The 21,365-nt window shown below is 74.7% G+C and carries 18 protein-coding genes; 13 read left to right on the top strand and 5 right to left on the bottom strand.

Annotation, left to right across the window (positions count from 1 at the left end):
* The first annotated feature begins 11 nt into the window (after window positions 1-11).
* The 3 genes from NITAL_RS00160 to NITAL_RS00150 all read left to right on the top strand — a co-directional run bounded on the left by NITAL_RS00160 (window position 12) and on the right by NITAL_RS00150 (window position 1,708).
* A complete protein-coding gene (locus NITAL_RS00160) occupies window positions 12-1,025 on the top strand; it encodes a hypothetical protein (RefSeq protein ID WP_157041525.1) in 1,014 nt (337 codons plus the stop codon).
* Between the two features lie 83 nt (window positions 1,026-1,108).
* The gene (locus NITAL_RS00155) at window positions 1,109-1,369 is read left to right on the top strand and encodes a hypothetical protein (protein ID WP_052664094.1); all 261 of its coding nucleotides are present in this window, start codon (window positions 1,109-1,111) and stop codon (window positions 1,367-1,369) included.
* Window positions 1,370-1,477: 108 nt separating this feature from the next.
* Window positions 1,478-1,708: a DUF3006 domain-containing protein gene (locus NITAL_RS00150; protein ID WP_052664093.1), complete on the top strand. Its 231-nt coding sequence runs from the start codon at window positions 1,478-1,480 to the stop codon at window positions 1,706-1,708.
* A 9-nt stretch (window positions 1,709-1,717) separates the two neighbouring features.
* On the opposite strand, the gene NITAL_RS00145 is transcribed toward NITAL_RS00150, so the two are convergent.
* A complete protein-coding gene (locus tag NITAL_RS00145) occupies window positions 1,718-2,035 on the bottom strand; it encodes a rhodanese-like domain-containing protein (RefSeq protein WP_245617654.1) in 318 nt (105 codons plus the stop codon).
* A gap of 172 nt (window positions 2,036-2,207) precedes the next feature.
* On the opposite strand from NITAL_RS00145, the gene NITAL_RS00140 reads away from it, so the two are divergent.
* Both NITAL_RS00140 and NITAL_RS00135 read left to right on the top strand, forming a co-directional pair.
* Window positions 2,208-4,280 carry a thioredoxin domain-containing protein gene (locus NITAL_RS00140; protein ID WP_052664091.1) on the top strand — a complete coding sequence of 691 codons (2,073 nt, stop codon included), beginning with the start codon at window positions 2,208-2,210 and terminating at the stop codon, window positions 4,278-4,280.
* A gap of 2 nt (window positions 4,281-4,282) precedes the next feature.
* Complete coding sequence (locus NITAL_RS00135) at window positions 4,283-5,272, top strand: alpha/beta fold hydrolase (RefSeq protein WP_052664090.1); 990 nt, start codon at window positions 4,283-4,285, stop codon at window positions 5,270-5,272.
* Between the two features lie 10 nt (window positions 5,273-5,282).
* On the opposite strand, the gene NITAL_RS00130 is transcribed toward NITAL_RS00135, so the two are convergent.
* The gene (locus tag NITAL_RS00130) at window positions 5,283-6,533 is read right to left on the bottom strand and encodes an alpha/beta fold hydrolase (protein ID WP_052664089.1); all 1,251 of its coding nucleotides are present in this window, start codon (window positions 6,531-6,533) and stop codon (window positions 5,283-5,285) included.
* A gap of 304 nt (window positions 6,534-6,837) precedes the next feature.
* On the opposite strand from NITAL_RS00130, the gene NITAL_RS00125 reads away from it, so the two are divergent.
* Window positions 6,838-7,764 (top strand): haloalkane dehalogenase, encoded by a 927-nt coding sequence (locus NITAL_RS00125; protein WP_211262110.1) that lies wholly within the window; start codon window positions 6,838-6,840, stop codon window positions 7,762-7,764.
* Window positions 7,765-7,767: 3 nt separating this feature from the next.
* Here the strand turns inward: NITAL_RS00125 and NITAL_RS00120 are convergent, their stop codons facing one another.
* Entirely contained in the window at window positions 7,768-8,898 is a 1,131-nt protein-coding gene (locus NITAL_RS00120) for a Fic family protein (RefSeq protein WP_052664088.1), read from the bottom strand.
* Window positions 8,889-9,746: an HAD family hydrolase gene (locus NITAL_RS00115; RefSeq protein ID WP_083441052.1), complete on the bottom strand. Its 858-nt coding sequence runs from the start codon at window positions 9,744-9,746 to the stop codon at window positions 8,889-8,891. The genes NITAL_RS00120 and NITAL_RS00115 overlap by 10 nt, the downstream gene beginning before the upstream one ends.
* 476 nt (window positions 9,747-10,222) lie before the next feature.
* Between NITAL_RS00115 and NITAL_RS00110 the strand changes: the two genes are divergently transcribed.
* Window positions 10,223-10,858, top strand: a complete 636-nt coding sequence (locus NITAL_RS00110) for a M48 metallopeptidase family protein (protein ID WP_157041523.1) — start codon at window positions 10,223-10,225, stop codon at window positions 10,856-10,858.
* Here the strand turns inward: NITAL_RS00110 and NITAL_RS00105 are convergent.
* The gene (locus tag NITAL_RS00105; protein WP_052664086.1) at window positions 10,851-12,452 is read right to left on the bottom strand and encodes a zinc-dependent metalloprotease; all 1,602 of its coding nucleotides are present in this window, start codon (window positions 12,450-12,452) and stop codon (window positions 10,851-10,853) included. The two genes, NITAL_RS00110 and NITAL_RS00105, sit on opposite strands and share 8 nt — an antisense overlap.
* Window positions 12,453-12,576: 124 nt before the next feature.
* Between NITAL_RS00105 and NITAL_RS00100 the strand changes: the two genes are divergently transcribed.
* The 6 genes from NITAL_RS00100 (at window position 12,577) to NITAL_RS00075 (ending at window position 21,313) form a co-directional block, all read left to right on the top strand.
* A complete protein-coding gene (locus NITAL_RS00100; protein ID WP_083441050.1) occupies window positions 12,577-13,644 on the top strand; it encodes an NAD-dependent epimerase/dehydratase family protein in 1,068 nt (355 codons plus the stop codon).
* Between the two features lie 171 nt (window positions 13,645-13,815).
* Window positions 13,816-15,231, top strand: coding sequence for a S8 family serine peptidase (locus NITAL_RS00095; RefSeq protein ID WP_052664085.1), 1,416 nt, complete (start codon window positions 13,816-13,818; stop codon window positions 15,229-15,231).
* An 82-nt stretch (window positions 15,232-15,313) separates the two neighbouring features.
* Window positions 15,314-15,781, top strand: coding sequence for a hypothetical protein (locus NITAL_RS00090; protein ID WP_052664084.1), 468 nt, complete (start codon window positions 15,314-15,316; stop codon window positions 15,779-15,781).
* Between the two features lie 140 nt (window positions 15,782-15,921).
* A complete protein-coding gene (locus NITAL_RS00085) occupies window positions 15,922-17,013 on the top strand; it encodes a YlbL family protein (protein WP_052664083.1) in 1,092 nt (363 codons plus the stop codon).
* A 176-nt stretch (window positions 17,014-17,189) separates the two neighbouring features.
* Complete coding sequence (locus NITAL_RS00080) at window positions 17,190-19,895, top strand: HAMP domain-containing histidine kinase (protein ID WP_052664082.1); 2,706 nt, start codon at window positions 17,190-17,192, stop codon at window positions 19,893-19,895.
* Window positions 19,892-21,313, top strand: a complete 1,422-nt coding sequence (locus tag NITAL_RS00075) for a hypothetical protein (protein ID WP_052664081.1) — start codon at window positions 19,892-19,894, stop codon at window positions 21,311-21,313. Before NITAL_RS00080 ends, NITAL_RS00075 begins: the two co-directional genes overlap by 4 nt.
* Window positions 21,314-21,365: the final 52 nt, after the last annotated feature.

The following is a 21,365-nucleotide window of genomic DNA, read 5'->3' as shown; positions in this document are numbered from 1 at the left end:
CGAAGCCGCCCGTGCCCGCCTTCCTGCGCTTCTTCATCTACGGCGTCGCCAAGACCTTGAGCAAGGCCTTCGGCATGGCGACGATCGCCTTCTTCGGGCGCATGCCGTCACGGGACGACGACCGGGTCGCGCTCGTCGGCCTCCTGGCGCTGACCTGGTTGACCGTCGTCGCCGCGGTCGCCGTGCCCGCCGTCGGGGAGTTCATCATCCCGTTCGCTCCCGAGGACGAGGGCACGGTCCGCCTCATCGCGGCGGCCATCGCGGTGGTGATCCCCTTCGTCAACGGCTGGGTGGTCAGCACCCTCCACAACCACGACGGCACCTCGCGTGCTCACACCGCCCGCGAGGTGGTGCGCGGCTGGTGGTACACGCCCGTGATCGGGCTGACCATGGCGGCCGTGATCCTGGTGGTGCCTCTGCTGAAGGCGGGTCACCTCGTGCGTCGCTACGAGGTCGAGCGGTTGATGGTGATGATCCCGGCCGACCGCCAGGACGCGCTGGTCGCACACGTCTGCGACATCCTGCACGCGCGGGGCATCGAGGCCGAGCCGCACCCGCCGGCGAGGATCCTCCGCAAGCTGTTCTCGGTGATGGCGTACGTGCTCGGGGCCATCTTCCGTCGCCGGGTCGCCCGTGACCTGGTCACCATCCGCGGGTCGGATGCCGACGACGAGTTCTTCGAGGTGGCGGTCCATGCCTCGGACCTGACCGTCGTCGGCCGGCGCAAGCAGGTCTGCCGGGTCTACGCGGTCCTCGCCGAAGGGCTCGACCCCCGGGAGGTCTACGTCACCTGGGACGACGCCTCGCAGGCGCTCGAGGACCGGCTCCGCGAGCAGTGGCAGCGCCTGGAGGACGGCGAGCCGGTCGACCTCGACGAGGTCACCGAGATCGGTGAGGAGCTCGCGAGGGTCGAGCTCGACCACGAGGAGTGGAACGGCCTGCGGCGCCACCTGTTCCGCCTCGAGCGGGACGCCGCCCGTGCCGCGCTCGACCGGGCGCACGCAGGGCGCACCGGGCGCTCCTGACGCGTCCGTTCGGCCCCGCCCCCGTCCGCCGAGGTCGGTTGCCACGGATGACGGTCACCCCGTCACGACCGAAGGAGCGACGGATGAACAAGCGCATCGCTGCCACGTTCGCCACCACCGCACTGCTGCTGCTCACCGCTGCCCCGGCATCTGCTGCTCCCGCCGACGGTCGGTGCGTGAGCAAGGGCGTGCAGTTGCTCGGAGGACCCACCATCGCCGCGGCCGCCAACGGATCCCTCGCCGGGACCAACCTGGTCGGTTTCGTCATCAAGGACCACGCCTTCGACGGTGCCGCCGGCACCGAGGAGTTCCTGGGGCTGCCCGCCGGCACCATCTGCAGCTGAGCGGCGGTCTCCCGGCGGAGCGGCCACCTCGACGAGGTGGCCGCTCCGCCGCTTGCGTAGGCTCCTCGTCACCAGCAGCGTGGATCGACGGCGACGAACGGACCTCGTGTGGACACCGGACCGTCCGGCATCGGGCTCGACCGTGCCGTCGTCAACCGCATCGAAGGTGACACCGCGGTGCTCTTCGTCGGCCCCGGCAGCACCGCGGTGCACGTCGAGACGGGTGCGCTGCCGGACGGCGCGGGTCCGGGGACGTGGCTGGTGATGGACCTGCAGTCGGTGCCGCCGCTGCCGCTGTTCGTCGACGAGGAGCTGACGCGCAGCCGCGGAGGGTCCTAGCGCCGCCGCTCAGGCGACCGTCGGCGGCCCACCGTGCTCGGCGACGAACGGCAGGTCGGCCCGCGACCACGCCTGCATGCCACCGTCGAGGTTCTCGGCGTCGTAGCCGGCGCCCCGCAGGGCGCCCACGACCTGCCCCGATCGGTTCCCCGAGCGGCAGACGGCCACGATGGTGCGGTCGTCGGCCAGCTCGGCCTGCCGCTGGCCCAGCTCACCCATCGGGATGTGGACCGCGATGTCGATGTGGCCCGCGACCCACTCGTCGGGTTCACGCACGTCGACGAACTGGACCTCGTCACGGCGCTGGTAGGCCTCGGTCGGTTCCACGGTCAGGTCTCCTCGGTCGCCACGTCACCGGCGTCGTGGGTCGAGGGTAGGCGCACACGTCCCGCCCTCGTGCCTCGCGGGAGCCGCACGGTCGCGGCGGTCAGGCGGGGGCCGCGGGGCACGTGGCTTCGTACGCTCGTGAGGCGCCGACCCGACCCGACCGGAGACGTCCGTGGCCAACCGACTCGCCGACGAGACCTCGCCCTACCTGAAGCAACACCAGGACAACCCTGTGGACTGGTACCCGTGGGGTGCCGAGGCGTTCGCGGCTGCCCGCGAGCGGGACGTGCCGATCTTCGTCTCGGTCGGGTACAGCGCGTGCCACTGGTGCCACGTGATGGCGCACGAGTCGTTCGAGGACGAGCAGGTGGCGGCCCAGCTGAACGAGGCGTTCGTCAACGTCAAGGTCGACCGCGAGGAACGGCCCGACGTCGACGCGGTCCACATGGCGGCCACACAGGCCCTGACCGGTCACGGCGGCTGGCCGATGAGCGTGTGGCTGACCCCGGACGGCCGCCCGTTCCACGCTGGCACCTACTTCCCGCGCGAGCCCCGGCACGGGATGCCGTCCTTCCCGCAGGTCATCGAGGCGGTGGTCGATGCCTGGACCACCCAGCGCGAGAAGGTCACCGAGTCCGCCGACACCATCACGGCTCGCCTCGCCAACCACCGCGAGCTCGAGCCCGCCGACACCATCGACGTCGCCGTGGCCGACGAGGCCGCCGAGGTCGTCCTCACCCGAGCGTGGGACCGTCGCCTCGGCGGGTTCGGGCGGGCCCCGAAGTTCCCCCAGGCGATGACCATCAGCTGGCTGCTGCACCGGCACGCCCGGACCGGTGACGTGCCCGCGCTGGAAGCAGCGACACAGGCCCTGATCGCGATGGCCCGTGGCGGGATCCACGACCAGCTCGCAGGAGGGTTCGCCCGGTACGCGACCGATGCAGCGTGGCTGGTCCCGCACTTCGAGAAGATGCTCTACGACAACGCCCTCCTGCTTCCGGCCTACGCCGAGGCAGCGACCCTGGCCCGGGACGAGCGCACGGCAGCGGAGCTCGCCCGGGTCGCGCGTGCGACGGCGCACTACCTGCTGACCGACCTGCGCACCGACGACGGCGTGTTCGTGGCCGCGACGGACGCGGACTCGGAGGGGGTCGAGGGGCGCTACTTCGTCTGGCCGTACGACGAGCTCGTTGCCGTCCTCGAGGCGAACGGGCACGACCCGGACCTCTGGACCGCGTTCCTCGGCGCCCGACCGGCGGGCAACTGGGAGGGCACCAACATCCTGCACGAGCCCGTGGACCGTGCCACCTTCGCCGCCGAGCGCGGGCTCACCCCGGAGGAGTTCGACGGGGCCTACGACGTGGTCCGGGCCGACCTGCTCGCCCACCGGGCGACACGGGTCCCCCCGGGCGTCGACGACAAGGTGCTCACCAGCTGGAACGCCCTGGCCGCTCTCGGGCTCGTCCGGGCGGGGCGCCTGCTCGATGAGCCGACCTGGGTGGAGGCGGCGGCGACGTGTCTGGATCGCCTCCACGAGGTGCAGGTCGACGACGAGGGGGCGCTGCGGCACACCTCATCGGTGGTCGACGGGCAGCGGCGTGCCACCATCCCGGCGTTCCTGGAGGACCTCGCCACCCTGGCCCTGGCCGATCTTGCGGTGCTCGGGGCCACGGGGGAGGGGCGCTGGTACGACCGGGCGCTCGCGCTGGCCGAGGATGCGGACGCGCGCTTCCACGACCGGGTCGAGGGCGGCTGGTTCCAGACGCCGGACGGCGCCGACGACCTCTACACGCGGCCGAAGGACACCTGGGACAACGCGACGCCGGCCGGTAGCTCGGTGCTGATCGAGGTGGCGTTGCAGCTGGCCGGGCTGTCGGGCGACCTGGTGTGGCGTGACCGGGCCGAGGAGGGGGTGCGCGCCTTCCTCCTCGCTGCCGGTCGCATGCCCACCGGCTACGGGTGGCTGCTGCGCCAGGTCGAGGCGCTGGCGGCCGGGCCCCGCGAGGTCGCGATCGTCGGGCCGCCGGGTCCGGCACGCGACGCGCTGGTCCGCGAGGCCACCCGGACCGTGCGCCCGGGCGTCGTGGTCGTCGTCGCCGACGAGGAGCACGCCGGTACCGTCCCGCTGCTGGCCCACCGCGGCGAGGTCGACGGCGCACCTGCGGCCTACGTCTGTCGTGACCTGACCTGCGACCGGCCCGTGACCACGCCCGAGGATCTCGCCGTCCTCCTGGAAGGGAGCTGACCGTGCAGCACGACGACTGGGGCGTCCGCGCCGACCGCTGGGCGGGGATCCGTAGCGAGGTCCTCGACGTGCGGGGCACGGCGGTCCACGTGCTGCGGCACGACGCGGCGCCGGGTGCGCCCGCCGATGCGCCGACCCAGCTGCTCGTCCACGGGCTCGGTGGGTCGTCGACCAACTGGCTCGAGGTCATCGCACCGCTCGCCGAGCACGGCCCCGTCCTGGCGCCCGACCTGCCGGGCTTCGGTCGCACCGAGCCACCGCACCGGACCGCCGCGCGTACCGGCAACAACGCGCGCTTCCTGCGAGCGCTGCTGCGCACCGTGGGGCTCGAGCGGGTGGTCCTGCACGGCAACTCGATGGGGGGCCTGCTCGCCGTCCTCCTCGCCGACCTCGAGCCAGACCGCATCGAGCGGCTGATCCTGGTCGACCCCGCCCTCCCCGGTCCGGTGCGGGCGGCGAGCCGCATCGCGCCGCGCACCCTGGCCCGGTTCGCTCCCTTCGCCGTGCCACCGCTCGGCCGCGCCGGGCTGCGGTACGCGTGGCGCAACGGCACGGGGGAGTCGCTCTGGCAGGAGACCATCGACTTCGTGCACGGTGACCCGTCGCGGATCTCGCCCGAGATCGCCGCGCTCGGGGTCGAGAACCTCGACTGGGGCCGCCGGCAGCCGTGGCGCCTCGACGGGTTCGTCGCCGCCGCGACCTCGGTGGTCGCCGCGGTGACCGTCGGACAGCGTTCGCTCGGGCAGGCCGTCTCCCGGGTCGAGGCACCGACGCTGCTGCTGTGGGGTGATGCGGACCGCCTCGTCGGGCGGCCCGTCATCGACCACCTCCGCCGGCGCCGTCCGGACTGGGACGCGCACGTGTTCGAGACGGTCGGTCACGTCCCCCAGCTCGAGGTGCCGGACGCCTACCTCGAGGTGGTCACCGGCTGGCTCGCCAACGGAGACGATGCGCCGGACGTCGGCTCGCTGGGCCAGGTCGCTGACGGCTGAACGCCAGGCTTCAGCGGCCCGCCTCGATGCGTCCGAGCCACGAGGTCACCCGGTCGGTGACCCGGTCGGGGTGTTCGAACTGCGGGACGTGCCCGCAGTCGTGCCACATCTCGACCCTGGCGGCGGGCAGGGCGGTGCGTACCCGGTCGGCGTACCCGTGCCGGACCAGCCGGTCGTGGCGTCCGAAGATCCAGTAGGTCGGCACGTTGCAGGACGCCAGCCGGGTCCAGTACGAGGTGCGGCCGCGGCCCTTCTCCATGCCGAGGCTGCGCGCGCAGCTGGCCAGCGCCATGCGGTAGCCGGGGTCGCGCAGGGACAGCATCACGTCGCTGGCCGCCGCGCGGTAGTTGGCCTCGGGCACCCGTGAGGGGTCGTGGAACAGCTCGCGCAGGCCCGCCTCGACCCACGTGCGCCGCAGGCGCAGCGGGGCTGCTGCCAGGTACTGGGGTCGGGTGAGCCGCAGGAGCGGTGCGAGCCGTCGGTACTCGTCGAACGCCACCGCCGAGCCGAGGCCGACCACGCTGCGGACCGACCCGGGGTGGCGGAGCGCCAGCTCGGTGGCGACCCGTCCCCCCATCGAGTTGCCGATGACGTGCGCGTCGCGGATCTCGTTGCGGATCAGGTAGCCGTGCACGGCGTCGGCCATCCAGGCCATCGAGTAGCGGCGCCCGGCGGGGAGCGGCTTGTCGGACTTGCCGAACCCCGGCAGGTCGAGGGCGTGGACCTCGAACCGGTCGCCGGCCAGACCGTCCAACGTCGGCAGGAAGGACACCTTGCTCGCACCGAGGCCGTGCAGCAGCAGCACCGGGGTGTCACCGCTGCCAGCGACGATGGACTCGATCCGCACCCCTCGGACGTCGGTGTGGCGGGTGCGCAGGACCCGGGTGGCGCCGGGAGCGGGCGCGAACAGAGTCTCGAACCGGGCGGCGAGGGCCAGGTCCCCCTCGACCACGAGGCGGCCGGCGAGGAAGGCGGCGATGCCATCCACCCGTCCCTCGACCAGGTCGAGCCAGGTGGCCGGATCGGTGGCGAGGTGCGCGTCGGGCTCGTGCGCGGCCCCCGGGGACACGAAGCAGCGGGCGTCCTGGATGGCGACGGTGGTGGGGCCGCGTCCGGCGACGTCGACCACGAAGGTGGCGTGGAGCGAGCCGGCGCCGGCGCGGTCGAAGCGCTCGGCCAGCCGCAGGAACGACGAGCGCACCTCGTCGAGGGGGTCGTCCCGACGTAGCCGTCTCGCCGTGCGAGCCTCCACCGTCGTCATGTCGCTCCTCTCCCGTCGGTCAGCCTACGTGCCGCCGCTCCCCTCGGTGGTGGAACTACACCGGTGTCTCGGACTCCCACCGAGGACATCGGCACCTCTGGTTGCGAGGTGAAGTACCAGCGGGTACCTGGGCACGGTGCCCCGGCGCTGGTGCGCCGGCACGTCGCACCGGGGGGGCCACACGGCCACAGGTCCAGTCGAACCGGGTAGGGATGCGGCTGTCCGGCCGGGGCCCGGCACCGGGTGATGTCCGCCGGGTACCTCGTGAGGCAGGATGCGCGGCGGGGCGACGCGAGGAGCAGCGGTGACCGACGTGCGACGACGTGACGAGACGAGCTTCGAGGGGTTGCCGGACTGGCCCCACCCGAGCGTGCGCACCGAGGTGACCGTCGACGGAACGGCGCTCGGGCTCGCGCACGTCGAGGTCGGCCCGAGCGACGGCCACCCGGTCGTGCTGCTCCACGGCGAGCCGACCTGGGGCTACCTGTACCGCCACGTGCTCCCGGGGCTGGCCGCTGCGGGGTTGCGTGCGATCGCGCCCGACCACGTCGGCTTCGGCCGTTCCGACGTCCCGCTCGACGTCGGGTGGTTCACCTACGACCGCCTGGTGGCCGCCCTCGGGGCCCACCTCGACGCGATCGTCGGGGACGAACCCGTCACCCTGGTGGTGCACGACTGGGGTGGACCGATCGGTCTGCGCTGGGCCGTGGAGCACCCGGATCGGGTGGCACGCCTGGTGATCCTGGACACGGCGCTGTACGCCCCCGGCGGCACCCCGTCCGAGGCGTGGTCGGCCTTCCGCCGCGTGGTCGAGTCCGCCGACGAGCTGCCCATCGGGTGGCTGGTGGCCAGCGGCTCGGTCACCGAGCTGTCCGCCGAGGTGCGAGCGGCCTACGACGCCCCGTTCCCGGACGCCGCCTCGCAGGCGGGCGCGAAGGCGCTGCCCTTGCTGGTGCCGGTGGCCGATGAGGATCCCGCGGCACCGGCGATGTGGACCACCCTCCAGGCGCTGCGGGACTGGGACCACCCGACGCTGATGATCTGGGGCCACGAGGACCGGATCCTGCCCCCGAAGGTGGGCGAACGCTGGGCCCGCGAGGTGCCCGGCTGCCTCGGGCTCCACGTGCTCCCTGATGCCGGCCACTTCCTCCAGGAGGACCAGGGTGAGCGCATCGCCACCCTGATCGTCGACCACATCCACGACACCCGCCCCGGACCGCCCGCCGGGTAGCGGTCAGACGACCGTGAAGCGCAGCCCGCGGCTGCCGGGGACGCGGGTGACGAGCCGGGCATCGAGCAGGGCGCGTAGCTCGGCCCGGCTGGCCTCGGGGTCCAGGCCGGTCTCCTCGCGGTGATCGGCCACCGTGACGACGGTGCCGGGGGCACGGGCGGCGACGAACGCGCCGCTCCGCTCCGGGACGGCGCCGCCGAGCTGACCGAGCTCGCGCGCCGCGCCGCGCAGACCGTCGGCCACCGCCTCGGCCCACCGTTCGAGCCAGAGGCCCGCGTCGCGGCGGCGGAGGGTGCGGGCCACCTCGTCGTGGTAGCCGAGGCGATCCTGGTCGAGCAGGACCTCCGGTGCCGCCAGGCCGTCGGGGTCCAGGCCCCGGGCGCGCAGCAGCAAGCGTGCGGCGGCCCGGGCCAGCCGCCCGTTGGCGGCATCGAACGGGTGGAGGCGCAGCAGCTCGAGGTGGACGATGCCGGACACCACCACACCGTGCTCGTCGCGGCCCGATGCGGTGAGCCAGGCAGCGAGGTGCTCCAGCTCGTCGGCGAGGACCGCCGGGTCGGCGGTGAAGTACATGATGCGCCCGACGGAGGCGTCGTGGACGGCCTGCTCGACCTCGCGGAGGCGGCCTGCCCGGTCGGGGGCGACCAGGTGCAGCGTCAGGCGACGGTGGAGCTCGGCCAGGGTCGGCACCGGGTCGGTCAGCAGGGCGTCGGCCAGGTCGTCGGCATCGTTGGCGGCGGCCACACCGTCGAACTCGAGGGCGTGGACGGAGGCGTCGTGGGCGACCGCCTCCGGGTCGTCCGGGTCGACCCCGTCGAAGGCGCGCATCGCGTCGAACCAGGTACCCCGCCGCGGATCCTCGAGCGTGGCCGCGTCCACCGTGGTCCGCGCCGTGGTCACCGCGTCGGCGGTCGGGGCGGCCTCGATGGGGGAACCGTCGAGGCGCAGCGATGCGAGGGCGGTCCCGTCCCGGCGACGCGCGGCCTCGGCAGCCCGTCGTGACGGGTCGGCGGCGACGCACCGCGCCGCGAGGCGCTCGGTGTCCGCGATCAGTTCGAGCAGGTACGGCGAGGCGGTGAAGGCGCCGAGCTCCGGCCGTCCGGGGGGTGTGGCGTCGGGCACGCTCAGCGCCACGGCCGCAGCGCCCGCCCGCGCTCGGCTTCGCCGGCGATACGCCCGTGCCGACGGCCGAGGAGGTAGGTGGTGGTGGCGAGGCCAGCCGCACCCGCGACGGCCGTCGTGGTCTTGACCACCTGCTTGGTGCGCCGCGAGAAGACGACCATCGGCCATCCGCGCTGGTGGGCGACGGTCTCCAGCGGCCGGTCGGGGTTGACCGCGACCGGGTGCCCGACCATCTCCATCATCGGCAGGTCGGACGCGGAGTCGGAGTACGAGTACGACAGCCGCAGGTCGTAGCCGCGCTCGTCGGCGAGGGCCTGGATGGCCTCGCGCTTGCCCTCGCCGTACACGAAGGGGCCGTCGAGGCGGCCGGTGTAGCGGCCCTCGTCGACCTCGGAACGGGTCGCGATGGCGCCGGTCATCCCGAGCGCCTTGGCGAGCGGGTCGACCAGCTCGATCGGCGAGGCCGACACGATCCAGGTCTCGCGTCCGGCCTCGTGGTGCATGTCGATCAGGCCGCGCGACTCGGGGCGGACCTTCTCGAGGATGCGGGGCACGATCTCCTCGTTGAGCGCGAGCAGGTCGGCCTGCTGGGCGCCTTCGACGGCGTGCAGGATGCGGTCGCGGACCGCCTCGGAACGCTCGTCGGTCGCCCCGACGAGCTTGAAGGTCAGGGCGTTGACCCCGTCGGAGACCAGCTCGCCGGTGGGGATGAGCTTGTTGCGCCAGGCCGCGATCCCGAAGGAGAAGGCCGAGGAGCCGGAGATCAGCGTCCGGTCGAGGTCGAAGAACGCGGCGGCGTTGACCTCGTGGTCGGCGCCCGGGGACGTGGGGGGCGCCGCGGGGGCCTGCGGATCGGTCATCGGACTGCTCCTGGGTCGACCGGACGGAGCGTAGTAGCAGCCCGCACGTGCCCAGTGAGGAGGTGGTGGAACGCGGAAGTCCCCAGCGTCGAGGCCGGTCTCTGCGCCCCCTTCCCCGTGGGGCGCTTCGGCCGGTCCGTCGCTGGGGACCTCGTGTGGGGCACGGTACGGACCAGCCGGGGGAGCGTCGACCGCGTCGTCCCCACCGCCTGTGGACGACGGCGGGTTCGCTGTGGACGGGTTGTGGATGGCGGGCGACCCGTCCACGCCGTCGGGCGACGCTGTTCCGCGTCGTCGCAGGTCGGACGGGCTACCGCCCACCGTGAACGTCCACACCTCGTCCACACCCTGTGGAGAGCGGGCGATCGGGAGCCTCGCTCGGCCTCGCGCACGAACCGCACGGCCGTGACCGCGGCGCACCACCCGCCGCCGCGACGTGCTACTCGACCCTCACCCGACCACCGTTCGGACCGTCCGTGACCTCACCATCCCCGCCGATCGAGCACCGGGCTGCGACCGCGGCCGACCCGCCGATCGAGATCCACCGCAGCCACCGCCGCCGGCGATCGGCCTCGGCCGCGGCGCGGGACGGCGTGGTCGTGGTACGGCTGCCAGCGGGCCTGCCGCACGCCGAGGAGGAGCGGTTGGTCACCGACCTCGTCCGCAAGGTGACCGGTGCGACACGTGCCGCGGCTCGGGGCGGCGACGCCGGCCTGGAACGTCGAGCCGCCACGCTGGCGGATCGCTACCTCGACGGCGTACGGGCCTCATCGGTCCGCTGGTCGGCACGCATGCAGCGGCGCTACGGCTCGTGCACACCGGCCGACGGCTCCATCCGGATCTCGCGCGAGCTGGCGCGCGCACCCGCCTACGTGCTCGACCACGTCCTCGTGCACGAACTCGCCCACCTCCAGGAGGCGGGCCACGGTCCGCGCTTCCACGCGCTGGTCGCGCGCCACCCCCACGCCGACCGGGCGACGGGCTGGCTCGAGGGCTACAGCGCCGGGCGGCTCGCGGATCGGGCCGGGCACGAGCCCGAGGGCGAGGGTACGGACGGCGCCCTCGGGCCCGCCCAGCCCGACGACCTCGTGGACGGCGGCGCGATCAGCTGAGGTCGTCCGGCCGCTCGCCGCTGCCACCGTCCTCGTCGTCGCCCGCGTCGGATCCTTCCTCGGATCCTTCGGCCTCACGCTCGGCGACCCGCTCGGCGGCCGAGCCCTCGCGGGGGGCATCGCCGAGCCCCGCGAACATGGCCGAGACGTCGTCGGGCAGGTCGTCGGCGGCTGCCATGCGCACCAGCCACCGGCTCGGGTCGGCCAGCTCGGTGGTGTCCGGCAGGTTCTCGGGGTGCTCGAGCGCGCGACGCAGACCCTCGGGGCCGAGCGCCTGCTCGACGGCGACCACGAAGCGTTCGCCGACGGTCTCGTCGTCGGGCTGGAGGTCGAGGCCGAGGAGGCTGGCGAGCAGGTCGTCGCCGTCCCCGCGGTCGGCGCGGCGACGGCGCTGTACCTCGGCGATCCGGTCGAGCGAGGGCAGGCGCTCCTCGGCCACGCGGGCGACCTCGTGTCGCGCCCACGCGCCCACCAGGCACACCACGCCCTGGAGCCGCTCGAGCACGCGGCGCTGGTCGGCCGTCGGTTCGAGGTGGAAGCCGCTGGCACGCTCCATGGCGGCCTGGAGCGCCTCGGGGTCGTCGGGGTCGACGCCCATCATCATCTCGCGGGTGATCTCCTCGAGCCGGGCGGTGTCGACCACCGTGCCCGACGCGAAGCGCGCCACCAGCGACTGGACGTGTGCCTCGAGCCACGGGACCGCGTGGTACAGCCGCCGCATCGCGGCCTCGTGCAGGGCCAGGACGACGGCGACCTCGGTGGGATCGAGCTGCCAGCCGTCGAACGCCTCGGCGACGTTGCCGGACAGGACCATGGCGGTGGACCGGGGGGCCGACGGCAGGCCGAGGTCGTACTGGCCGAGCAGCGCCCGGGACAGCTGACCGAGGATCTGGCCGGCCTGGAGGCCCGCGAGGACCGCACCGACGGGCCGCACCAGCTCGCCGGGGTCGCCGCTGGCGAGCTGGGAGAACAACCCCTGGAGCGGCGCCAGCTCGGGCGGCAGAGCCGAGCCGTCCTCGCCCGCGAGGTCACCGAGCTGCCCGAGCTGCTCGCGCGCGAGGTCGACCATCGCGTCGGTCGAGGCGCGGGCGACCGGGTCGACCAGCGGCCTCATGGCGACGACGGCGGCGTTGACCCACTCCTGACGGGACGCGGTGACGAGCCGGCCGGCGTCCGGGGGAGCGGGGAGGGGCGAGCCGTCGAGCCAGTGCTCGGCGAGGTCGAGCGCCTCGCGGGCCCGGGTCAGCTCGGCGTCGGTGGGCTGGCGATCACCGTCAGCCGCGATCTGGAGCGCGATCCGGGTGGCGAGCTGCCAGTCCACCGGTCCGTCCGGTCGACCCGCCGTGCCCTGGAAGCCGATGCCGCCGAGAGGGCCCGCACCGGAGAACATCGCGGCGGCCTGGCGTTGCAGCTCCTCGAAGCCGCCGGGGCCGGCGAGCTGCTCGAACATCTGGGCGACCTCGGGCGGCAGCTCGAGCCCCCCCGCGCCACCGCCGAGGCCGAGCTGTTCGAGCATCGCGGCGAGCTCGGGTGGCAGCTGCGGGCCGTCGTCGTCGCCGGGCTCGTCGCCGGGCAGGTCGGGCAGGTCGGGCACGAGGTCTCCGTCCGGGGAGCGGTCGCCACGAGGGTCCCACACGCCGCCGGGGCACGCTGTGGCCCTGCGGCCGGCCCACTGAAGGTGGGTAGGGTCGGCGGGACACGAAAGCGGAGGCGGTGCGGTGACGACGGTGGCGGTGACGGGGGCGGACGGGTTGATCGGCCGGCGCCTCGTGGACCTGCTCCTCGCGGAGCCCGAGGTCACCCGCGTCATCGGGCTGGACGTCCGGGCCCCGGAGGGGGCGCCGCGACCGGGGCTCGAGCGGCACCAGGGCGACGTGCGCGACCCGGCGATCGTCACCCGTTTCGCCGACGTCGACGTGGTGGTGCACCTGGCCTTCCAGATGGATCCTTCGCGCGACGAAGCCGGGATGCACGCGGTCAACGTGGGCGGCACCCGCAACGTCTTCGAGGCCGCCGCGTCCGCCGGCGTCCGCAAGGTGGTCTACGTCTCATCGGCCGTGGTCTACGGGGCTCACCCGGACAACCCGCTGCCGCTCGACGAGGACCGGCCGCTGCGGCCCAACAGCCCGTTCAACCACGCCGAGCACAAGGCCGAGATCGAGCGGTGGCTGTGGCCGTGGGCCGAGCGTCACCCGGATCTGCTGGTGACCGTGCTCCGGCCCTCGATCGTGGCCGGCCCGGGCGTGTCGAACTTCATCTCGCGGCAGATGGATGCCCCCCGGTTCAACGCCATCCGGGGGCACAAGCCGCCGATCCAGTTCGTCCACGTCGACGACGTGGCCTCCGCGCTGAGGCACGTGATCCGTCGGGACCTCCCGGGGGTGTTCAACGTCTCGTCCGTGGGGTGGCTGTCGTTCGACGAGGTCACCGCGATCAGCGGTCGGTCGGTCCTCGAGGTGCCGGAGGAGCTCGCGTTCGCGCTGGCGGACCGACTGTGGCGGCTCGGGCTCGGCGAAGCGCCGTCGGGGCAGGTCCCCTACCTGATGCACCCGTGGGTGGTCAGCGTCGACCGGCTGGTGGCGACGGGCTGGCGCCCGCAGCGTTCCAACCGCGACGCGCTGGCCGAGATGGCCGCCGAGCACGCCGACGAGCTGGTGATCGGTCCCATCCACACGCGGCGCAGCCACGTGCGCAACGCGGCACTGGCGACCACCATCGTGGGCGCGGCCGCCCTGACCGCCGCCGCCGTCGCGCGTCGCCGTCGCCGGGGCCGGGGCCGGGGCTGATCGGTGGGCCGGGGCCGGCGCTGATCGGTAGCGCTGAGGTATCGGCTCGCCACGCGCGGTGACCTACCGCGCGTCGGTGATCCGCGTGTGTGCGCCTGGTCGCCCGCGGCGTCCCCTCGGGCCGTCCACCTCGTTCCCCCTCGAGAGCGGAGGACGATCGAGGGAGCCGCCGTGGGAGGCACGTCGCGCGCGCCACAGCGCTGGTGGTCGCTCGTGCTCGTCGCGCTCGCCGGGATCGGGCTCGTGCTCGGCAGCGGCGCGACCGCGGTGGCGCAGGGCGCCGGGGATCCCTACCGCAGCGAGCAGTGGAACCTGGACCGGATCCGGACCGACGAGGCCTGGCGCATCACGCGCGGCGAGGGGGTGGTGGTCGCCGTCGTCGACACGGGGGTGGCGCTCGATCACCCGGACCTGTTCGACCGCATCGTCAAACGTGACGACGGTTCGGTCGTCGGGATCAACCTCGTCGACGGTGACCTCGACCCGAGCGACGAGCACGGCCACGGCACCCTGGTGGCCGGGGTGATCGCAGCCGCGGCTGACAACGGGTGGGGCGTCGCCGGCGTCGCACCCGAGGCGAGGATCCTGCCCGTCCGGGTGCTCGACGCGGCCGGATCGGGCCGCAGCGAGGACGTCGGCCGGGGCATCCGGTGGGCGGTCGACAACGGGGCCGACATCGTCAACGTGTCGCTGGAGGCGGTCGCTCCCACCGAGGGTGGCAGCCGGGTGCCGGGCGTGCCGACGGACGCGGTGCGTTACGCCGACGAGCGTGGCGTCCTGGTGATCGCGGCCGCCGGGAACCAGCCCGGCGCGGCGTCCGCCTACCCCGCGGATTCGCCCATCATCCTGGTGGGCGCCGTCGACCGCGACGATCGCTCGACCGCCTTCTCGACCGTCGACAGGCGCGACGGCTTCGTGGCCCCGGGGGTCGAGATCCTCTCGACCTGGTGTCGGCGGACCCGCAGCGGTTGCGATGTCGCGTCGGCGCCGTACGGCATGGCGGAGGGCACGTCGTTCGCGGCGCCGCACGTCAGCGGCGTCGCGGCGTTGCTGGTCGCGGCCGGGTACGACGCCGTGGAGGTCCGTGAACGGTTGACGGCGGGCGCGGTCGACCTCGGTGAGCCGGGCCCGGACCGTGAGTACGGCGTCGGGCGTGTCGACGCGGCCGCCAGCCTCGGTGCCGCGCCCCGGGCCACCACCCGCTCGGTGCCCGAGCCGACCTCGACCTCGCCCTCCCGGCCTCCTGCCGAGCCGGAGCCCGCCGCCGACGTCGAGCCGGAGGTGACCGCTGCACCCGCGCCGCCACCCGAGCCGGTGGAGGAGTCGGTCGAGGTCGCACCCGAGGAGCCGCTCGTGGTGGAGGTGCCGCGCGCCGACCCCGAGCCGGTGGAGGTCAACCTCGACGGAGCGGGGTACCCCGAGCCGACCGTGCCCGCGGCCGACGACGGTACCCACCTGGTGGGTCTCGATCTCGGGGCGCCCCCCGCCGGGGGCGCCGCGCCCGACCTCTGGCTGCGTCTGGTCGCGGCGGCGATGGTGGCGCTCGCGATGCTCTGTTGGTCGTCGGTCGCGCGCGCCGAGGCCTGACCGTTCCGGCCGCCGCACCGTGTCTCAAGGTGGCCCGGGGAGACGCCGATAGAAGCGGCGACACCAACGGGAACGGAACGTCATGAGCTACGCGGTCTGCCACCGGGACGCGACCGACACGCTGCACGTCGCCGACGTCGCGTCGCTCGACGCGGCGGTCGAGGCCGTCGAGCGGCTCCGCAACGAGGACGGGACGAGCGACGTCCGTGTCTTCCGTGAGGTGCCGATCGAGGTCCGCACCTACTACAAGGTCGTCATCGCCGATGAGGACGCAGCTGCGGCCGTCACGCCGGTGACGCCCGTCGCGGTGGCGCCCGAGACGACGGCACCGGTCGCGGTGGTCGCCGAGTCCGCGACGGATCCCGTCGTGGTCGAGACCGCCACGCCCGAGTCGCGCGCTCCGTCGACCGCTCGGCCGGTCGACACCCTGCCGGGCGCCTTCCCCCTCGCCTCGCCGACCCCGCCCCCACCGGTCGAGGTCCACGACGTCGACCACGACACCGCGGCTGACGCCAGCCGGCGGCACTCGCTGTTCAGCCGCGGCGGGTAGCCTCGCCGCGCGCCCCTGCGGGCGCCGGACACCGCACGCCACCGCGTCCCCGTGACGCGCCGCGCCGCCTCTGCGAGGCGCGTCGCCGGCACGGGAGCACGGTCCGGGGGTGCGGGACCGCTCCGCTTCGGGGAGGCGCGATGCGTCGCTCGTGGTACCTGGTGCTGGTGCTGACGTCGGTCACGGTGGCGGTCGTGGCCGTCTTCGCGGCAGCCATCGCGACCGGTGCGGTGCCGTGCGGCGTGGTGTCGACCCAGCCGACCTGCGAGGTCGCGCTGGTGCCGGGACCGACCGAGGACACCCTCGGGCTGGTCGAGATCGGCGGCGCCACCACCTACCCCTCCGCGGGTCGGCTGCTCCTGACCACGGTCGCCGTGCGTGACGGGCTCGACCTCGGCACGTGGTGGGAGGCCCGCCGCTCCCCGACGGTGGACACCGTGCCGCGCTCGACGGTCTACCCGAACGATCAGGACCGGGAGGAGACCTCCGCCCAGAACGCCCTCCTCATGGAGGACAGCCAGGTCACGGCGGCACTGGCCGCCCTGGACGCAGCGGGGTACGACGTGACCGGTGCGGCCTCCGGGGCCGAGGTCGCCGCCGTCGAGGCGGACGCCGTCACCGACGAACTCGTCGTGGGCGACGTCCTCGTCGCCGTCGACGGCACCGGGGTCACCGACGCCCAGAGCGCGGTCGAGCTGGTGGGGGCCGCGGCCCCGGGCACCGACGCCGAGCTGACGGTCCGGGACGCCGAAGGCCGCACACGGACGGTCGCGGTGACCTACGGGGCCAACCCCGAGGACGGGTCGCGGGCGTACGTGGGTGTGCTGCTGCGCAGTGCCATCGACCTCCCGATCGACGTGACCATCGACGCGGGAGTCATCGGGGGCCCGTCCGCTGGTCTGATGTTCGCCCTCGGGGTGGTCGACCTCCTCGGTGAGGAGGACCTCACCGGCGGGGCGGTCGTGGCAGGGACGGGGACCATCACGTTGGATGGCCGCATCGGCCCCGTCGGTGGGGTCCGCCAGAAGCTGGCCGCAGCGTCGAGCCGCGACGGCACCGACGACCCGGCGACGGTCTTCCTGGTCCCCCGGGCCAACCTCGCCGAGGCACGCAGCGCCTCGCTGGAGGGCGAGCTGCTCCTGATCCCGGTCGACGACCTCGCCGGCGCGCTCGACGCCCTCGCCGACCTGCGCGAGGGCCGCGACCCGGCGGAGGCCTTCGCCCTCCGGTAGGACTAGTCCGAGTGGGCGGTATCGGGGTCATGTCGGTCGCTCGGGCGCGACCGAGCCTCGCGGCGGTCGTTGGATGCGGCGGAGCCGCAACGACGCCCGACCCGGGGGCCGTGGGCACCGTGTCGTAGCCTCCGCCGCCCGGCGGGGGATCCCGACCTCGGCGTGGAGGGGTGCGCGTGGCGATACCGCTCCACCTCGCGGTGCACCTGGCCGGGGTCGCCGTGGCGGCCGGCCTCGCACTGCTGGTGCTGCTGCCGCCCGTCGGCACGACCGGTTCGACGCTGCGCACGGTGCTGCCGCCCAGCGCGCGGTGGTCGGTCGCGTTCGGGGCAGGGCTGCTCGCTGGGTCGCACCTCGTCGTGGGGAGCCTCGTCGCCGTCGCCGACGGCTGGCCGCTGCTCGTGCGGGCCGGTGGCTACGCCGCCCTCGCCATCGGCGCTGCCGGCGGGCTCGCACGGCGTCCCACGCTGCCACCGGCCGACGGCCGGTTCGCGCTGACGCCCGTGCTGCTCGCGGTCGTGGCGACGCCGGCCGTCCTCCCGCTGGCGGCGGCGCTCGCCGGCGCCGCCGCGTGCGTCGCCACCGCCCGCGGTGTGCTCGGGCGCGGGCGTCAGGTGGTCCTCCTCGTGGTGGGCATCGCCCTGTACGCGGCCGCCGACCTCGCCGCCGGCGCTCGGCCGGGTCTCGCGGCCGGACTGTCGCTGGCCGGATCGCTGGCGGCCGGCTCCTGGGTGCTCCGCCGCGCAGCTCGACGATCGCTGGCGGGACGCTTCACGGGGGTCTCGCTGGTCACCCTCCTCGCCCTGGTGGTCGGCCTCGGCGCAGCCTCCGGGCTCGTCCTGGCCAGCGACGTCCAGGCCGAGCAGCGCGACCGCCTGCAGGCCGTGGCCGCCTCCCACGCGGCCGATCTGGTCGATCGCACGGGTGCCGCGCTCGACGCGACCGCCACCGCGGTCGCCGGCGCCACGCTGGTCGAGCCGCTGACGGCCGGTGACACCGAACTCGCGGGTGCCCGGATCGCCTCCGTGCTGAGCCTGCCGGAGGTCGAGGTCGCGGTCCTGACCGATGCCGCCGGTGCGCTGGTCGCGGGGCGCGTCCGTGACGGTGACGGGACCGCACCGCTGGCCCTCGCCACGGGCAACGTCATCGCCGGTGCGGCGGTGACCGAGGCGGCCCTGGCCGGCCAGCTGTCGCGCGGCGTGATCGACCTCGGGAACGGTTCGCTGCTGGTGGTCGGCGCGGCGCCCGTCGCACCGCGCGACGATCAGGGCCGTCCCCAGCTCGGGCGCCAGGTCGGCGCCCTCGTGCTCGGGCGCGATCTGACCAGCGTCCCGGTGGTCGAGCGCATCGCCGCCGACACGGCCACGGACGCGACCGTCATCGTCGGTGGACAGGTGGTCTCGACCACGTTGCCGGAGGAGGCGGCGTCCCTGCTCGCGGAGGACGTGGAGCGCGGCACCACGACGGTGGGCGGCGTGGAACGGGTCGTGGCCGGCGCCGCCCTCGGGGAGCGTGGCCAGCTCGTGCTCGCCCTGCCGACCGACACCGCGACCCACGCAGCGCAGACGGCCACGCGGTCCGCCTTCCTGCTCGCCGTCGTGGGGTTGGCCGCCGCCGGTGCGCTGGTGACCGTGCTCGCGCGCCGGACGGCGGACCCCGTCGCCCGGCTGACCGCGGCGGCGGAGCGGGTCGCGGCGGGTGACCTCGACACCCGGGTCGCCGTCGAACGAGACGACGAGGTGGGGCGCCTCGCTGCGGCGTTCGACGGCATGACCCGTTCGCTGGCGGGGCGCGACCGCGACCTGCGGACGAGCCTCGCGGTGCAGGAGGCGTTGCGTGACCGGCTGGAGGCGGTGACGGCCTCGATGGGGGAGGGGCTGTTGGCCACCGACGCGGTTGGCACCGTCACGACGGCGAACCCGGCCGCGGCCGAGATCCTCGAGGTGTCGGGCAGCGCCGCGCTCGTCGGACGTCCGCTCCACGACGTGCTGCGCGGGCAGGCCGAGGGCGGTGGGGATCTGGTGGCAGCGCTCGGCGGCCCGGACGAGCGGGGGACCACCGCTGCTCGCGGCGAGCTCGCCGGCTCGGGCCGCGTGGTGGAGGCGACCGCAGCCCCGCTGGCAGGCACCGACGCGGGTACCGCGACCGCCGGGCGCGTGCTCGTCGTGCGTGACATCACCGCGAGGGTCCTGGCCGACCGGGTCCGCACCGAGGTGATCGCCAACCTGTCGCACGAGCTCAACACGCCCCTGACCCCCATCAAGGCGTTCCTGGAGGTCGTCGCCGCGCACGACGGGGTCGAGGAGCGGTTCACCCCGATGCTCGCGCTCGCCCGCGACGGGCGTGCTCGGCTGGAGCGCACCATCTCGGCGCTCGTGGACCTGGCCGAGCTGGAAGCCGGTCGGACACCGGTCACGCTCGCGCCCCTGTCGCCGGCAGCGATCGCGAGCGATCTCGTCGAGCGGTGGCGCGAACGGGTCCCGGGTCGCACCCTGTCACGGCGGGTCCGACGCGGAACGCCAGCCGCACTGGGCGACCCGGCCCTGGTCGGGCGGGTGCTCGACGCGCTCGTGGACAACGCGCTCAAGTTCTCCGACGGGCCGGTGCGGATCACCGCCGAGGGTGACGGCGATGAGGTGAGGGTGCGGGTACGTGACGACGGGCCGGGCATCCCGCCGACGCGGCGCGCGGAGGTCCTCGAGCTGTTCGTCCAGGCCGATGGTTCCAGCACGCGGTCGGTGGGTGGGCTCGGGATCGGTCTGCCGATGGCCGGGCGTGTCGCCGATCTCCTCGGCGGGCGTCTCGAGCTCGATGCCGCACCTGGAGGCGGGACCGACGCGACCCTCGTCCTGCCCGCCGCTCCCGCGGGAGGCGCGTCGTGAGCGCCCCGACCCTCACGCCCCCGCAGCCGACCGGCACCGTGCACGACGTGCCCGCGCCCCACGTGCCCGCGAGCGGTGGCCCCGACCACGCCGCCGGATCCCCTCCGGTGACCGGGGCGCGGTGGGCGGCGGTCGTCGCGGTGCTGGCTGCCCTCGTGGCCGCACTGGCGCTGCCGGTCGGCCCGGCGCAGACGGGGGAGTTCGCGTCGCTGGTCCAGGGTCCGCTCGAGGTGCGCGACGGCGACGGCTGGCGGGCGGTGGCGATCGGGGACGGCATCGACGACGGGGCGGACCTGCGGGCGGTCGGTGGTGCGGTGACGCTCGACGCCGACGGCGACCGGATCGTGCTCGCCAGCGGCGCGCGGGCCGGGGTCGCGGGCGGCCGGCTGGTGCTCGAACGTGGCAGCGTGCTCGTGGACGGGGCCGCGGACCGCGCGGTCACGGTCGCCGGTATCGCCGCGTCCGGCCAGGGCACCTGGCGGGTCGATGCGGGCAGCCAGCCCCGCATCGCCACCTACGCCGGCGCGGTCGTCGTCGATGACGGCGGCACCGAGGTCGTCCTTGCGGCCTACCGGCAGGTCACCGCGCGCGACCGGACCGTAGGCGGCGCGGCACGACTCCCCCTGCGCTACCTCGCCACGGACCCGTTCGATCGCGAGCAGGTCGGTGAGGCGATCCGGGTCGACGATCTCGCGCTGGCGCTCGGACGGTCGCTGACCAGCACCTACGGCACGGCGCTGCGCGAGACGGACTTCTACGCGGCGTTCGTGGCGGTGGACACCGATGTGGAGCCCCACCTGTCCGCCCTCGCGCCGGTCAGCTCGCGCACGCGGTTCGGCCCCCCGTCCGAGGTGCTGCTCGGGGTGACGGTCGCGGACGCCGTGGCGACCCTGACGGCGACCCCCGTGGCGGAGGCCGCCGCCGAGGTCGCCTCGATGCGCGAGCAGGGTGCCGCCTGGGGGTTGTTGCTGGTGGCGGCCGGTGGGGGCGCCGATGCCTTCAACGCGGCTGCCGATCGGGCGCTCGAGCGGGCGGCCGCCGATCCGCCACCGACCGACGAGCCGGCCCCGGACGTCACGGCGGCCGAGGACGCGCCGGCCGGCGAGGCGCCGTCCGGCGAGGCGCCGTCCACCGCACCGCCCACGGGTGCGACCGGAGGAGCCGGGGGCGGGACCGCCGGATCGAGTGACGACGGCGACACCGGCAGCCAGCCGGCACCGACCCCTCCGCCGACCGACCCGCTGCCCGACCCCACCGATCCAGGTGGGCTGCTCGCGCCCATCGAGGATGCGGTCGACGACCTCGGCGACGGGGTGGACGAGGTGGTGGACGGCACCACCGACACGGTCGGGGACGTCGTCGGTGGCGTCGACGAGCTGCTGGCGCCCACCGTGCGGGGGCTCCTCGGGGGCGACTGATCGGTCTCGCACAGCGCGCTGGTCTGGCCGCCGGCCCCCGCGCAGGTAGCCT

It is taken from the genome of Nitriliruptor alkaliphilus DSM 45188 (assembly GCF_000969705.1).
GTDB lineage: Bacteria > Actinomycetota > Nitriliruptoria > Nitriliruptorales > Nitriliruptoraceae > Nitriliruptor > Nitriliruptor alkaliphilus.
The sequence above is the reverse complement of the archived record's forward strand: the minus strand, read 5'-3'. Positions and strand labels throughout refer to the sequence as shown.

Coding starts and splice junctions, on each gene's coding strand:
- NITAL_RS00155 (WP_052664094.1), top strand. CDS start 1,109: ATGAACAAGCGCATCGCTGCCACGTTCGCCACCACCGCACTGCTGCTG.
- NITAL_RS00130 (WP_052664089.1), bottom strand. CDS start 6,533: ATGACGACGGTGGAGGCTCGCACGGCGAGACGGCTACGTCGGGACGAC.
- NITAL_RS00115 (WP_083441052.1), bottom strand. CDS start 9,746: ATGACCGATCCGCAGGCCCCCGCGGCGCCCCCCACGTCCCCGGGCGCC.
- NITAL_RS00090 (WP_052664084.1), top strand. CDS start 15,314: ATGAGCTACGCGGTCTGCCACCGGGACGCGACCGACACGCTGCACGTC.
- NITAL_RS00085 (WP_052664083.1), top strand. CDS start 15,922: ATGCGTCGCTCGTGGTACCTGGTGCTGGTGCTGACGTCGGTCACGGTG.